Here is a 14,484-nt window from a genome sequence, read left to right as displayed (position 1 = left end):
CTTTAAGTTTTAGCTACGGGTTTTAACCCGTAGTGTAACATATCACCATCACCACAGGTTGAAACCTGTGGCTAGTAAATTTATCATTATAAAAAGTGTTGCTTTACCTCCATATAACGGTATCTTTTAACTTACATATTTAGCTAATTGCTTGAAAATATTATTATATTTATTTATAATAATGATAATAATATCTATATATATAATCACATACTAAATTAATTCAAGGGACAAGTTGGCTAGTTTAATTCAAGAAATACATATAACTTTTAGGAGGGATAAAGTGAATCAGATTATATCAATAACTGACAATATTTATTGGGTTGGTGTCAATGACCGAGAAACTGAGCTGTTTGAAGCCCTATGGCCTTTGCCTAAAGGGGTAGCTTATAATTCTTATTTAATTGTAGGAGAGAAGGTAGCTGTAGTAGATACAGTTAAGAACAGCTATATCAACTCTTATCTGAGAAATATCAAAAGTATTATTGGAGATAGATCGATTGATTATCTGATTATCAATCATATGGAGCCTGATCACTCTGGTTCTATTAAGGCAATTAAGAGTGAATATCCTAATATTAAAATTGTAGGAAATAAGAAGACCTTGAACTTTGTTGAAGGATTTTATGGGATTAAAGAAGATTTTCATGAAGTTAAAGATGGGGATACTTTAGATTTAGGAGATCGACAGCTCCAATTTTATCTAACACCGATGGTACACTGGCCTGAAACGATGATGACCTATGATCAGTATGATAAGGTACTTTTTTCAGGTGATGCCTTTGGTGGATTTGGTAATTTAGATGGTGGTATCTTTGATGATGAGTTGAATATAGATTTTTACGAAGATGAGATATCTCGTTATTTTACCAATATAGTTGCTAAGTATAGTCCAATGGTATTAAGAGCTATTTCTAAGTTAGAAGGGGTGGATATTCAGACTATCTGTTCAGCTCATGGCCCTATTTGGCGTAGTAATCCCCAATATATCATTGATAAGTATATCAAATGGAGTAATCAAGAAGCAGATGATGGAGTTGTAATAGCATATGGTTCAATGTATAGTAATACAGAAAAAATGGTAGAGGCTACTGCTCGTCAGCTGGCCAAAGAGGGGATTAAGAATATTAGAGTATATAATGTCTCTAAAACCCATATGTCCTATATCATTAATGATGTTTGGCGTTATAAAGGGCTAATTTTGGCAAGTTGTACATACAACACAGGAGTATTTCCTCTAATGGATAACCTTCTTCGCTTCCTAGAGAACAAGAAGATTAAAAATAAGACGTTAGGTCTAATTGGTTCCTATAGTTGGAGTGGAGAATCCCGTGATAGATTGAAAGACTTTGCCAATAAGATTAATTGTGAGCCTGTTCATCCAATCATTGAGGTTAAATGTGCTCCTACAGAAAAAGAGTTTGATGATTGTGCTATTTTAGCTAAAAAGGTAGCAGAAGGTATAAATGGATAGAAGTTTAGAAAAAAGTCTTTTTAAGTTTTAGCTACGGGTTTTAACCCGTAGTGTAACATGTCATCATCACCACAGGTTGAAACCTGTGGCTAGTAAATTTACCATTATAAAAAGTGTCCCACTATCTCTCTATTATATAACCTTCATATATTATTAGATGAGTCTGATATCACTCTATCTTAATTATACTAATCCCCATAATAACCCAAGTTATAATTTGACAAAAAACCTATTAGATGTTAGAATATTAATAGTAACAATTATTAGTATTAAGAAGGTGGTGTTAAGATGGTAAAAAATGAAATGACAGCACAGAACTTACGTTCAGCTTTTGGAGGAGAGAGTCAAGCCTATCAAAGGTATAAAGTTTGGGCTAAAAAAGCTAAAAAAGATGGATTTCCCAATGTAGCTTTATTATTTGATGCTATTGCTCATGCAGAAGAGGTTCATGCAAGTAACCATTTTGAGGCCCATGGTAATGTTGATGGTGGTTTTTTAGTTGCTTCTGCTGCTGAGTTTGGTTTAGCTTCTACAGCTAAGAATTTAGAAGGAGCAATTGCAGGTGAGAATTTTGAAATTGAACAGATGTATCCTACATATCATTTAGTGGCTAGTGATCAAGAAGAGAGTGATGCTGTAAAATCTTTTTATTATTCTTTAGAGGCTGAAAAGATTCATTCTAAATTATTTTCTGAGGCCAAAGAGGCTGTTGAAGAAGGTAAAGATTATGAGTTAGAGTATGTTAGTATCTGTGAAAAATGTGGTCATACTGTAAAGGATGGTACACCTGATCAATGCCCAATCTGTGGTGTTAAACAGGATAGATTTAAAGAGTTTCATAAATAGAAATAATATTAATTTAGAATTGAAATGTACAATTAAGTTGAAGTTCTTAAAAATCTTAATAGAAACAGATATATTTTGTTAAGATTGATATTGATGCTTTTCTAGAAGAACACTTACATTAATCTTTATATATAGAAAACAAATGAATTTATATTTTAAAGATTTTAATTTTCAATTATCAATTGTGCATTGTAAATTATAAACCCAAGGAGGAGATATAATGAGTTATTATGATTTAAAGAAGGCTGCTAATGGTGATGATAAAACAACTTTAGAGGATAAGCATGTACCTGTGATTGATGCACCAGATAAGGTAAAGAAGGGTGAATATTTTGAAGTAAAGATTAAGATGGGAGAGGGTATTGACCATCCAATGGAAGAGAAGCATTTTATTCAGTATGTAGAGTTATATGCTGACTACTATCAGTTAGGTAGAGTTAACTTTACACCAGAGATGAAGGCTGAAGTTACTTTAACTATTAAGTTAGAAGAGAGCTGTACTTTAAGAGCCTATGAGTTCTGTAATATACATGGACAGTGGGAAGCTTCTAAAAAGATTACAGTAGAGTAATATAAATAAGAATAAATTTGAGTTTTTCCCTACTTTAAAAGGTTAAAATAGATAAACATTATCAATTAGGTTATAGAGAGAGAATGAGACACTTTAGCAATCTGGAATCGGTTATAAACACTGGTTTCAGATTCCTGATTCCCGACACGAAAGTGTCTCAAAATCCCCATTAAGTTTTATTTTCAGTTCATCTGTAAGTTTAATTTTAAATTCACAGATCTACATTAGTTTAAATTAAATAAAGTAATTTATTAAGAAGGGGGATAAATTGATGAAGATTTTAATTCCTTTTTATTCAACATATGGTCATACCTATCAGATGGCCAAGGCAGTAGCAGCAGGTGTTCAAGAGGTAGATGGTGCAGAAGCACAATTACGTAGAATTCCTGAAACGATTCCTGAAGATACTCTAAAAGAGATGGGGGCTTTAGAGATCCAACAAGAATTTAGTCATATTCCAGAGTGTACTTTAGAAGACTTAAAGGATGCTGATGGAGTTATCTTTGGAACACCTACTCGTTTTGGACATGTAGCTGGACAGGTACAGAACTTCTTAGATACTACAGGTGGCTTATGGCAAGAGGGTGCTATGGTTGGCAAGGCAGGTAGTGTCTTTATTAGTACTGCAACTCAGCATGGTGGACAAGAGACTACTATCCGTAGTATGCATACGACACTGTTACATCATGGAATGGTTATTGTGGGTCTTCCTTACTCCTTTGCTGGTCAAACAACTCTTGAAGAGATTACTGGTGGTTCTCCTTATGGAGCAACAACAATTGCCGGTGGTGAAGGTCAGAGGATGCCTAGTGAAAATGAATTAGCTGCTGCTAGATTTCAAGGTGAATATGTAGCAGAGATTACTGCTAAATTAATTAAATAGACAAATAACAAGAGCTAAGGGCAAATAATTTGCCCTTAGCTCTTGTTATTTGTAGTATAAGTAAGTTAGCTAACCCTAAAATAAAATTTGATGAATAATTATTCTGGATTTGTTAAAACTAACTATGGCACTTAGAGATAAACCAAATTTCAAATCAGGAGGTTTACTAGATGATAAAGTATCCAAAGGTGAAAGAATCAAGTCAGAGAATCGTGACAGTTTTAGGTAAATTATACAAGCTGGGAATTGTTGATTTTGATTATTCTGATTCTATTAAACTCTATTGTGAAATAATTCCTGATAACAAAGAGTACTTAAAAGTTAAGGTCTGGTTAACAGATCAGAATCAGTTATCTATTTATGAAGATATCAATGGAGGATTGGAGCATAGAGATTTTGTAGCTGATATATCAAAGTATTTAGAGATAGTTGGTGAGTTAGATTTAGGTGAATTTAGAATAGAGAAATGGGATCATAAGTCAAAGGAGTATAGATTAGATAAGAAAACTTTAGATGAGAACTGTTTTACATGTTATTATCGTACAAGAAGGGGATATTGTAATCTTTTAAAGAATTGGCATCCTAGAAAAGAAGACAATTCAGCTTGTGCTTATTGGACTAAAGTAGAAGAATTGGTCATTTAAATATGACTTTACTTGTCTTTTAATTATTGATTTATAAATGAGTATATTATATAATAATAAAGCGTTAAAAAATATAATTACATATAATTATTATTTGTTGTGAGTTCTTATTAGGCTCACTTTTTCTTTTATAAATCAAGTAAAAAAGGAGAGTTAGCTATGAATTTATCCTTAGTATTGAATACTAAGCAATTAGAAGCGGTAAAGACAACTGAAGGACCAGTATTGGTTCTAGCGGGAGCAGGAAGTGGCAAGACAAGGGCTTTAACTTATAGAATAGCTCATCTAATCGATAAAGGTATCGATCCTTATAATATTTTGACATTGACCTTTACAAATAAGGCTGCTGAAGATATGAAGAGAAAGGTTAAGGAATTGATTGGAGATATTTCTAAACGAATGTGGATGGGAACCTTTCATAGTATCTGCGTAAGAATTATTGGTCAGAATATAAAAGCTCTAGGTTATGAGCGGGGATTTGTTATTTATGATCAGAATGAGAGTAAAGATTTGGTTTCAGATATTATCTTAACTATGAATCTAGATAAAGAGAAATATGATGCTAAAATTGTTTTAAATATGATTAACAAGGCTAAAATGAACATGTGGTCAAAAAGGGAATTGATCAGCAATTATTTAGAGATTGGTGGAGGTAGTGAAGAGTTTTATCAGAATATTGGTGATATTTATCTTAAATATAATGAAGTTTTAAAGGATAATAATGCTTTTGATTTCAATGACTTGATTGGTAAGACTATTGAATTATTTGAGATGAATGAAGATATATTAGAAAAGTATCAAGAGAGATTTAAGTACATTTTAATTGATGAGTATCAAGATACATCTCCATTTCAGTATAAACTAGCAAGTATGCTAACTGGAAAGCATCAGAATATATTTGTAGTTGGAGATGATTACCAAAGTATCTATAAGTTCCGTGGAGCAGATATGGAGAATATATTAAACTTTAATGAGGATTATCCTGATTGTAAGACTATTAAATTAGAACGGAATTATCGTTCTAAGAAAAATATCATTGAAGCATCAAATGCTGTAATAGCTAATAATTATCGACAATTTGATAAAAAAGCTTGGACTGAAAAAGATGAAGGAGAACCAATTATTATCTGTGAAGCCTTAAATGAATATGGTGAAGCAGATTATGTAGCAGAAGAGATTGATAATTTAATTAAATTCAGTAACTATAGCTATAATGATGTTGCTATCTTATATCGTTCTAATCACCAATCTAGAGTATTAGAAGAGGCCTTTATTAGAAGAAGGATACCTTATCATATTGTGGGTGGATTGGGCTTTTATGATCGTAAGGAGATTAAAGATGTCATTAGTTATTTAAAGGTTGCTGTCAACCCCCAAGATACCATTGCTTTAAAGAGAATTGTGAATGCACCTAAAAGGGGTATTGGGGCTAAGACTATCGATAAACTGATTAATCATGCCCAAGAGCATGTACCTGAATTTAATCTATTCAGTTTTAATCAAGAGGATAATAGTTTGGGACTTTTTGATGTTATGAAAGATTCTAGTGGTGTTTCAGGAATTGGCAAGAAAACAGCTGAAAGGATAAAACAGTTTAGACGTGATCTAGAAGATGTTATCACAGTCAAGGAGTCAAGGCTTACTTTACCAGAGAAGGTTGACAAGATTTTAAAGGTGAGTGGATATCAAGCAATGCTAGAGCTTGATGGATCGGAGACTGCTTTAAATAGGCTAGATAATTTGGCTGAATTTCTGGCTTTAACAGAGAATTATTATAATAAGAATGAAAACAGAGATTTAGAAGATTTTGTTAGAGATCTTAAATTGTTGTCTGACCAAGATGATATGAATAACTCTAATCAAATTAAGATGATGACCGTTCATGCTTCTAAAGGATTAGAGTTTCCAGTGATTTTTATAGTTGGTATGGAAGAGGATACTTTTCCTCATTATAGGAGTGTTAAGTCAGGTATGTTAGAGGAGATAGAAGAGGAGAGAAGGCTATGTTATGTGGCTATGACTAGAGCTGCTGATAGATTATTTATGACTTATGCCAGAGAAAGGCAACGCTATGGTGAAACAAGATCTATGACCCCATCTCGCTTTTTAGATGAGATTCCAACTGAGCTGATCTTAGAGGGGAATCACTATCACAGTTTATAATTCTAAGTTAATATAGGTATGTGAATTCAAAATGAAACTTAATGGTGATATTGTGACACTTTTTATAAGTGTAAGTTGGTGTGGGAGTGTGAGTGAAATTCAATAGAAAGGCACTTCACACACACTCAAACTAATCACTCACACCGACACGAAAGTGTCGCATTATCTCTATATAGCGTCATGGTTAAATTTTATTCTAGATTCACGGAGCTCTATAATTAAGAGATTGCGATACCTTAAGACTAAGTCTAAGGCTAAGATTAAGATTAAGTTTAAGTAAACCATAAGAACACTACTCTAACTCTTAACGGTTAATCATGAAGAATAAAAGTTTGAAAATATTATGACAATTGTAGTATAATATTACCAAGGAACATAATATCTTTCTAATAGGAGGGGTAAAATGGAACAGACCTTAGTACTAATTAAGCCTGATGCAGTAATTAATAAGAAGATTGCTAAAGTTATTGGTAGATTTGAAGACAAAGGTTTAAAGATTGATGCAATGAAGATGGTCTGGATAGATGAAGATCTAGCTAAGGAGCATTACAAACAGCATATATCTAAGAGCTTCCTCCCTAGACTAATAGATTACATTACCAAAGCACCGGTGGTTGCTATGGTGATTTCAGGACCAGAAGCAATTAAAGTTGTTAGAACTCTAGTAGGGGCTACAGATCCTGTTGAGGCTTTACCAGGAACTATCAGAGGAGATTTGGCTTTAGATTTAAAGTCAGGTAATATTATACATGCTTCTGATTCTAATGGTAGTGCTATAAAGGAGATTGAGCTATTTTTTACAGCTGAGGAGATTTACAGTTATTAACATATTAACAATAGAATAATGGAACTCCTATACCTCTTGTTTACTATAGTAGACAGGAGGTGTTTTATTTTGCTTTGAAATTATTTAATTTCTATTCAAAATGAATTTAGATAGATATAGGTTGACAAAATTTTTGTTAAATTAAAAATATTATTCAATAAAATTAAAGTTAAGTTACTTTTTATAAAAAATGATTTATTTAAAGGAATAGAGAGTTTGTTGTGGAATTAGTAAATTGATTACTGTTTTTTTAAAATGATTGCTAATTTTATAGTAAAAAGATTTTTATTGGTAAAGATAACTTATTATAGTTATATTAAATAATTTATATAAAAATTTTTGGTTTGGAGACTAATTAGGAGGAATTTTATGTTAAAATTAAATTTAAGAAGAAAACTGATTATTATGATAGTATTATCTGCAATTATTCCAGTATTAATAGTAGCTACTACTTTATTTAGTCAAGCAGAGAAGGGGATTAGTAAATTGCTTGTAGATAGAATAGAGCAGGCGAGTAATTCAGCAGATATGTATCTTAAAGAGAAGATGAATGAAACCCTGTTAGTAGCAGAGAGTTATGCACAAAATGACAAGATCATATCTGCACTAAATAATGAAGATAGAGAGACTTTAAAGAAGGTAACTGTACCTATATTTAAGGCTTTAAATCAGGAGAATGGATTTGATGTATTTGAATTTGGTGATAGTAAAGGAAGAGTCTTTTTTAGAGCACATAATGTTAATAAATATGGTGATGATAAGAGTGAGAAAAAATCTATTCAATCAACTCTAAAAGGTGATAAGGTGAAGCTATTTGAATCAGGAAATAGTGGCTTTGCCATTAGAGCTATAGTACCTATTAAGAATAATAATAAGATTATAGGTACTATGCAGACTGGTTTTAGTTTTGACCAAAGACTATTAGCCCAAATCCAAGGTGTCATTTCTGGAGATATTGGATTTTATTCTGATAATAGACTGGTTGTAAGTTCAAAAGATGATGAGCAAAGTGGTATAGGTCAGCCTTTAGAAGATAAATCTATCTATAAGCAGGTTAAGGAAGGAAAAAGGGTCAGAATAACCAATAATCAAGATAACTTATTACAGTTATACACACCTCTGTATCATCCAATAACAGGTACAGTTGAGGGTATGATTAGAATCAGTCAAGATTTTAATTTTGTAAAGGAATTTGGCAAGAAAGTATTAACTAGCTTTTTAATTAATGGGTTTATTATATTAAGTATAATTATTATATGCTCACTATATTTTAATAAAATTGTAAGTAGTCCTCTGAGAAAATTAACTGATACTGCTAAATCGATAGCAGAAGGAAATTTAAATACAGAAGATTTGGAAATTAAGTCTAAAGATGAGATAGGTGAGTTGACTATATCCTTTAATCAAATGAAGAGTAATTTGCATGAAATTATTATTAATTTGTTAGATACATCAGAAGATTTATTAGCTTACAGTGAAGAGTTATCTGCTTCTGCCCAGGAGGGTAATGCAACAATTGAGAGTACAAATCAATTAATGAGAGGGATATCCTCCTCTATTGAAGAGATTGCTACAGGTTCCCAAGAGGTAACTGCTTTGGCACAAGAGACAAATTCTCAAACTGAGATAGGTAACCAAAATATAACTGCTACCTTAGCAAGTATAAGAGAGATTAGTCAATCTGTTAAAGAGACTGTAAATGCTATTAATGATTTGAATATCACCTCTCAAGAGATTGAACAGATTATAGAATTAATTGATAATATAGCTGAACAGACAAACTTATTGGCATTAAATGCAGCAATAGAAGCAGCACGGGCTGGGGAGCATGGTCATGGTTTTGCTGTTGTTGCAGATGAGATTAGGGAGTTATCTGTAGAGACCTCTAAAGCTATAGATAATATTTCTGCTTTGATTAAGAAGACACAATTAAAAGTAGGGGTTGGTCTAGATGCTATTAAACAAGTAGAAGAGCAATCTAGAGATGGAGAATCGATTGCTGAAGAGACTGGAAAGATCTTTGCCCAAATTCAGATTTCTAGTGAGAATACATCAGCACAGATTGAACAGACAGCTATATCTGCCGATACTTTAGCTAACAATAGTGAGCAGGTAATGAGCGCTGTTGATGGTATTAATAATATGTCAGAGGAGATAAGCAATTCTTCACAAGAGTTGGCTATTATGGCACAAAAATTACAGAGTTTAGTAGATAAATTTGAAGTCTAATAATTTAAGTAGATAAAATTCAAAGAAGGAAGGGAGCATCAATATTGATGCTCCTTATTTTTATGGTATTAACAGGAGAGTGATATTATATAGAGATTTTATAATGGTAAATTTACTAGCCACAGGTTTCAACCTGTGGTGATGATGACATGTTACACTACGGGTTAAAACCCGTAGCTAAAACTTAAAAGTGTCTCAATATACCCATTAAGCGATACCTTTTATCTTGAAATTTAACTAAAAAACAATTTAATATTATGAATTGAATTGAATAGAGAGTTGATTTTTACTATAATTTAGTTGTATATTATAATATAAGAGGGTAAATCTAAAAAATTAAATTAATGGGGGAAAATCTATGAGTAATAAAATTTTAGTAGTTGATGATGAAGAGAATATAGTGGAGTTAGTAAAGTTTAATTTAGAAAAAGAGGGTTATCAAGTTGTGACTGCTTATGATGGGGAAGAAGCTCTAAAAAAGGTTGAAGATGTCCATCCTAATTTGATTGTATTAGATTTGATGTTACCAAAATTAGATGGTTTTGATGTCTGTCGTCAGATTAGAAAGGATAGTAAATTAAACAAGATACCAATTATTATGTTATCAGCTAAAGGTGAAGAGATTGATAAGATTTTGGGGTTAGAGTTAGGAGCTGATGATTATGTAACTAAGCCTTTTAGTCCTCGTGAACTCTTGGCAAGAGTAAAGGCGATTTTACGTAGAGTCAAAAATAAGAGTGATAAAGAAGAGGAAGTTATAGCTTTAGGTGATATCAAGATAGACTTGACTAAGTATCGTGTAGAAGTAGATAGTGAAGAGATTAACTTGACTCCAAAGGAGTTTGATTTATTGGCTATTTTAATGACACATCCAGGACAAGTATTTTCTAGAAGCTATCTATTAGATGAGTTATGGGGGTATGATTATCATGGTGATACTAGGACTGTAGATGTTCATATCAGAAGGTTGAGAAAGAAGATTAGTAATCATAGTAATCAAGAGAGTATTTTGACTGTTAGAGGTGTAGGGTATAAATTTAAAGAGATGAAGAGTTAAGTTAAGCTTAAGGCTGAGTTCAAGTCTAAGTAATTATTAAAGCTTAAACTCATACTTGTACTTAAGTTGGACTCAAACTAAATAAAGGAGTTTAAGTTATGTTACAGAGGTTACAGAGTGTTAAGACTAAGATTATAGCATTGTATTTAGTAATGCTAGTAACTACATTGATATTTACTGGTTATTTCGTGCAGAGATCTTTAGAGCATTATTTTTCTAAATGGTTAGAGAGAAAGCTAATTAAAGAGATGAATTTAATCATAACAGTTGTCAATCCTCTCTTAGAGAGTAAAGATAATATGAGATTAAATCAAGCAATTATTACTTATGGTAAGGAGTTAGAGACTAGAATTACAATTATAGATTTAAAAGGGAAGGTTCTGGCTGATTCTCGTAAAGATCCTCTGCAAATGGAGAATCATCTTTATCGACCTGAAGTACAAGAGGTCTTAAAAGGAAAGCTAGGTAAGGAGATAAGGTATAGCTCTACTTTGGAGATGAATATGAAGTATATTGCTCTGCCTATCAAGAAGGAAGGTGGAGATGTTGTTGGAATTATTAGAGCATCTCTAACCTTGGATAGGTTACAAGAGCTCTATCATGGTATTTGGACAGTATTATTAAAATCATCCTTCTTTGCTATATTAATAGCCATCTTACTATCTCTAAAGTTAACCAATCAGATTACAGACCCCATTAGAGAGATTACTTCTGCAGCTCAAAGAATAGCCAATGGTTATTTAGACCACAAGTTGGTCATTAGAACTAAAGATGAGATTGGTCAATTAGCTTTAATGTTTAATTATATGGTTGACCGAGTTAAAGATAAGATGCAGGAGATATCAGGGGAGAAGAATAAAATTGAAGCTATTGTAACCAGTATTGGTGATGCTGTAATTGCAGTTAATAAGGAGAGGAGAATAATTCTTTTCAATTTGGCTGCTGAAAGAACCTTTGGTATTAAAGAGGATATAGTATTAAATAAATCGGTAATTCAAATAACTAAAAATTATAAATTGGATGAATTGGTAGAGGTGGCTTTAGAGAAAAATGAGATAGTAACAGAGGAGTTAGAGATGCTGGTTCCTGAACAGAGGGTCTTTAGAGTACAGATTGCTCCTATTGAAGGGGTAAAGGAGAGTACAGTGGGGGTTGTAGCAGTATTGAGAGATATTACTGACATTAGACGCTTAGAAGAGATGAGAAAAGAATTTGTAGGAAATGTCTCCCACGAGCTTAAAACTCCATTGACCTCTATTAAAGGTTATGTTGAGACATTATTAGATAGTAATCCTGATCAAAAGGTCTCCCGTTCTTTTTTAAGTATTATTAGAGAAGAGGCTAATAGATTACAAAGATTAATTGAAGATTTACTGAGCCTATCCAGGCTAGAATCGAAATCAGATTATGCTAGTAAAGAGCAAGTGGATATGATTGAAGTTATTAATGATACGGTATTCTTGCTAGGAGAGAAAGCTAGAAGAAAATCAATTGCTTTAGAGTCTGATTTACCGAACTCTCTACCTTTGATAGATGCTAATAGAGACCAGATGTCAAGGTTGATAATCAATCTGGTTGATAATGCTATTAAATATACACCTAAATCTGGAAAAGTAGATATAAAAGTATATAACAGTAATAAGAAGATAATCATAGAAGTAGAGGATAATGGAATAGGAATTCCAGAAAAAGATTTACCAAGGATTTTTGAAAGGTTTTATCGTGTTGATAAGGCAAGAAGTAGAAAGCTAGGAGGAACAGGATTAGGCTTATCGATCATTAAACATATTATTGAAGAACATCAAGGTCAGATTAGTGTTGAAAGTGAACCTCAACAAGGTACTAAGTTTAAAGTTGAATTACCTTTATAAATATTGACTTATATTTTTTAAAATAATAATAGCTTATTATAGCAGATTTCATTTTAGGGATTAGATGAGATTTGTTTATAATAAGCTATTTTGTTTTTTTAATTATAAACAGTTGTTTAATACAAATTTCTGCAAAATGATGTATTGTTTTGCTTATATTATTGATAAATTATGCATTTTTAACATTCTGTTAACATTGCTTTAATTTATTCGCAAAGAAGGCTTGCTATACTTGTTACAGTAAGTTCTAAAATATAAATAAGTAAATAAGAGGAGGAGTTTTAGCTAATGTTTAACAAAAAAGTGATTGCATTATCTTTAGTATTGCTTTTATCATTAGGTGCAATAGTTACTCTAAGTGGAAAAGCAGATGCTTGGTGGATTTTTGGTAATGATAAGAAGAAAGAGAGCAAAAAAGTAGAAACTAAGAAGGAAAATAAGGAAGTAGCAAAGACTAGTTTGAATGTACAAGGATCTTCAACAGTATTGCCAATTGCACAAAAGGCTGCTGAGGTTTATATGGAGAAACATCCAGGTATAAATATCAGTGTTAGAGGTGGTGGATCTGGAAACGGTATTGCTGCTTTAGTTGATGGGGCAGTGGATATTGCTGATGCTTCTAGATTTATCAAAGATAAAGAGGTTAAAAAAGCTGTAGAAAATGGAATTATGCCAGTTCCTCATAGAGTTGCTATGGACGGAATTGCAGTAGTTTTACATCCAAGTAACCCTGTTCAAGGATTATCTTTAGAGCAAATCAAAGATATCTACACAGGAAAGATTACTAATTGGAAAGAGTTGGGTGGAAAGAACCAAGAAATCGTAATTATCTCTAGAGATTCAAGTTCTGGTACTTTTGAAGTATTTGAGAAATTAGTACTTAACGAAGAAAGAGTAATACCAACTGCTTTATTACAATCATCTAATGGAGCTGTAGCTGGAACAGTTGCAGAAACAGAAGGTGCTATTGGGTATGTAGGACTAGGATATTTATCAAACAAATTAAAAGCTATCAAAGTTAATGGTGTAACTCCAAGCAAAGCTACTGTAGCAAGTGGAGAATTCCCAATTGCTCGTCCATTATTCATGTTTACTGATGGATGGCCAGAAGGATTAACAGCTAGCTTCATTAACTTTATTTTAAGTCCAGCAGGTCAAAAGATTGCTGAAGAACAAGGATATGTACCATTACATTAATATTTGATTTGTAATAAGTCAAAAAATGAATCTATTAGACTAGATAAGAATATAAAATAATCTTAAATAACTCTTATAAGGAGGACAAGAAATGTTTAATTATAAAACTAGCTTACTTTTCTTAGTTGCTTTAATAGTAACTGTTATGTCTGTTAGTGCATTTGCTGCAGGAAGTTTGAATGTACAAGGGTCTTCAACAGTATTGCCAATTGCACAAAAGGCTGCTGAGGTTTATATGGAGAAACATCCAGGTGTGAATATCAGTGTTAGAGGTGGTGGATCTGGAAATGGTATTGCTGCTTTAGTTGATGGGGCAGTGGATATTGCTGATGCTTCTAGATTTATCAAAGATAAAGAGTATAATAAGGCTGTTGATAATGGAATCTTACCAGTACCTCACAAAGTTGCTATGGATGGAATTGCAGTAGTTTTACATCCAAGTAACCCTGTTCAAGGATTGACTTTAGAGCAAATCAAGGATATCTATACAGGAAAGATTAGTAACTGGAAAGAGTTGGGTGGAAAAGACCAAGAGATTGTAATTATTTCTAGAGATTCAAGCTCTGGTACTTTTGAAGTATTTGAGAAGTTAGTACTTGATGAAGAAAGAGTAGTACCAACTGCTTTATAGGAAAGGCTCAGAAAACCCCTTATGCTTGTCTTAGGGGATGAATGAGCCTTTTAATTTTAAGGTTCGATACCTTGAAATTAAACATTCTTTTG

Annotated in this window: 12 protein-coding genes; all 12 read left to right on the top strand. The window is 32.4% G+C overall.

Annotated elements, in window-relative coordinates:
* Positions 1-283 precede the first annotated feature (283 nt).
* The 12 genes from ACTCDL_RS12410 to ACTCDL_RS12355 all read left to right on the top strand — a co-directional run bounded on the left by ACTCDL_RS12410 (position 284) and on the right by ACTCDL_RS12355 (position 14,392).
* Entirely contained in the window at positions 284-1,474 is a 1,191-nt protein-coding gene (locus tag ACTCDL_RS12410) for an FprA family A-type flavoprotein (RefSeq protein ID WP_463177067.1), read from the top strand.
* Positions 1,475-1,762: 288 nt separating this feature from the next.
* Positions 1,763-2,320 (top strand): rubrerythrin family protein, encoded by a 558-nt coding sequence (locus ACTCDL_RS12405; RefSeq protein WP_463177064.1) that lies wholly within the window; start codon positions 1,763-1,765, stop codon positions 2,318-2,320.
* 220 nt (positions 2,321-2,540) lie between these two features.
* Positions 2,541-2,891, top strand: coding sequence for a class II SORL domain-containing protein (locus ACTCDL_RS12400; protein WP_463177060.1), 351 nt, complete (start codon positions 2,541-2,543; stop codon positions 2,889-2,891).
* A 271-nt stretch (positions 2,892-3,162) separates the two neighbouring features.
* Positions 3,163-3,774, top strand: a complete 612-nt coding sequence (gene wrbA / locus ACTCDL_RS12395) for an NAD(P)H:quinone oxidoreductase (protein WP_463177058.1) — start codon at positions 3,163-3,165, stop codon at positions 3,772-3,774.
* 170 nt (positions 3,775-3,944) lie between these two features.
* Entirely contained in the window at positions 3,945-4,418 is a 474-nt protein-coding gene (locus ACTCDL_RS12390; protein ID WP_463177055.1) for a hypothetical protein, read from the top strand.
* Positions 4,419-4,577: 159 nt separating this feature from the next.
* Positions 4,578-6,581: an ATP-dependent helicase gene (locus ACTCDL_RS12385; RefSeq protein WP_463177052.1), complete on the top strand. Its 2,004-nt coding sequence runs from the start codon at positions 4,578-4,580 to the stop codon at positions 6,579-6,581.
* A gap of 403 nt (positions 6,582-6,984) precedes the next feature.
* Positions 6,985-7,407, top strand: a complete 423-nt coding sequence (ndk, locus tag ACTCDL_RS12380) for a nucleoside-diphosphate kinase (RefSeq protein ID WP_463177049.1) — start codon at positions 6,985-6,987, stop codon at positions 7,405-7,407.
* Positions 7,408-7,776: 369 nt separating this feature from the next.
* A complete protein-coding gene (locus ACTCDL_RS12375) occupies positions 7,777-9,636 on the top strand; it encodes a methyl-accepting chemotaxis protein (protein ID WP_463177046.1) in 1,860 nt (619 codons plus the stop codon).
* Positions 9,637-9,994: 358 nt separating this feature from the next.
* On the top strand, positions 9,995-10,693 hold the full coding sequence (gene phoB / locus ACTCDL_RS12370; protein WP_463177043.1) for a phosphate regulon transcriptional regulator PhoB: 699 nt from the start codon (positions 9,995-9,997) through the stop codon (positions 10,691-10,693).
* Positions 10,694-10,791: 98 nt separating this feature from the next.
* Complete coding sequence (gene pnpS / locus ACTCDL_RS12365; RefSeq protein WP_463177041.1) at positions 10,792-12,564, top strand: two-component system histidine kinase PnpS; 1,773 nt, start codon at positions 10,792-10,794, stop codon at positions 12,562-12,564.
* Positions 12,565-12,852: 288 nt separating this feature from the next.
* The gene (locus tag ACTCDL_RS12360) at positions 12,853-13,761 is read left to right on the top strand and encodes a phosphate ABC transporter substrate-binding protein (RefSeq protein ID WP_463177038.1); all 909 of its coding nucleotides are present in this window, start codon (positions 12,853-12,855) and stop codon (positions 13,759-13,761) included.
* Positions 13,762-13,852: 91 nt separating this feature from the next.
* A complete protein-coding gene (locus tag ACTCDL_RS12355; protein WP_463177037.1) occupies positions 13,853-14,392 on the top strand; it encodes a PstS family phosphate ABC transporter substrate-binding protein in 540 nt (179 codons plus the stop codon).
* The last annotated feature ends 92 nt before the right edge of the window (positions 14,393-14,484 follow it).

The organism is Orenia sp., assembly GCF_055140805.1.
The sequence above is the reverse complement of the archived record's forward strand: the minus strand, read 5'-3'. Positions and strand labels throughout refer to the sequence as shown.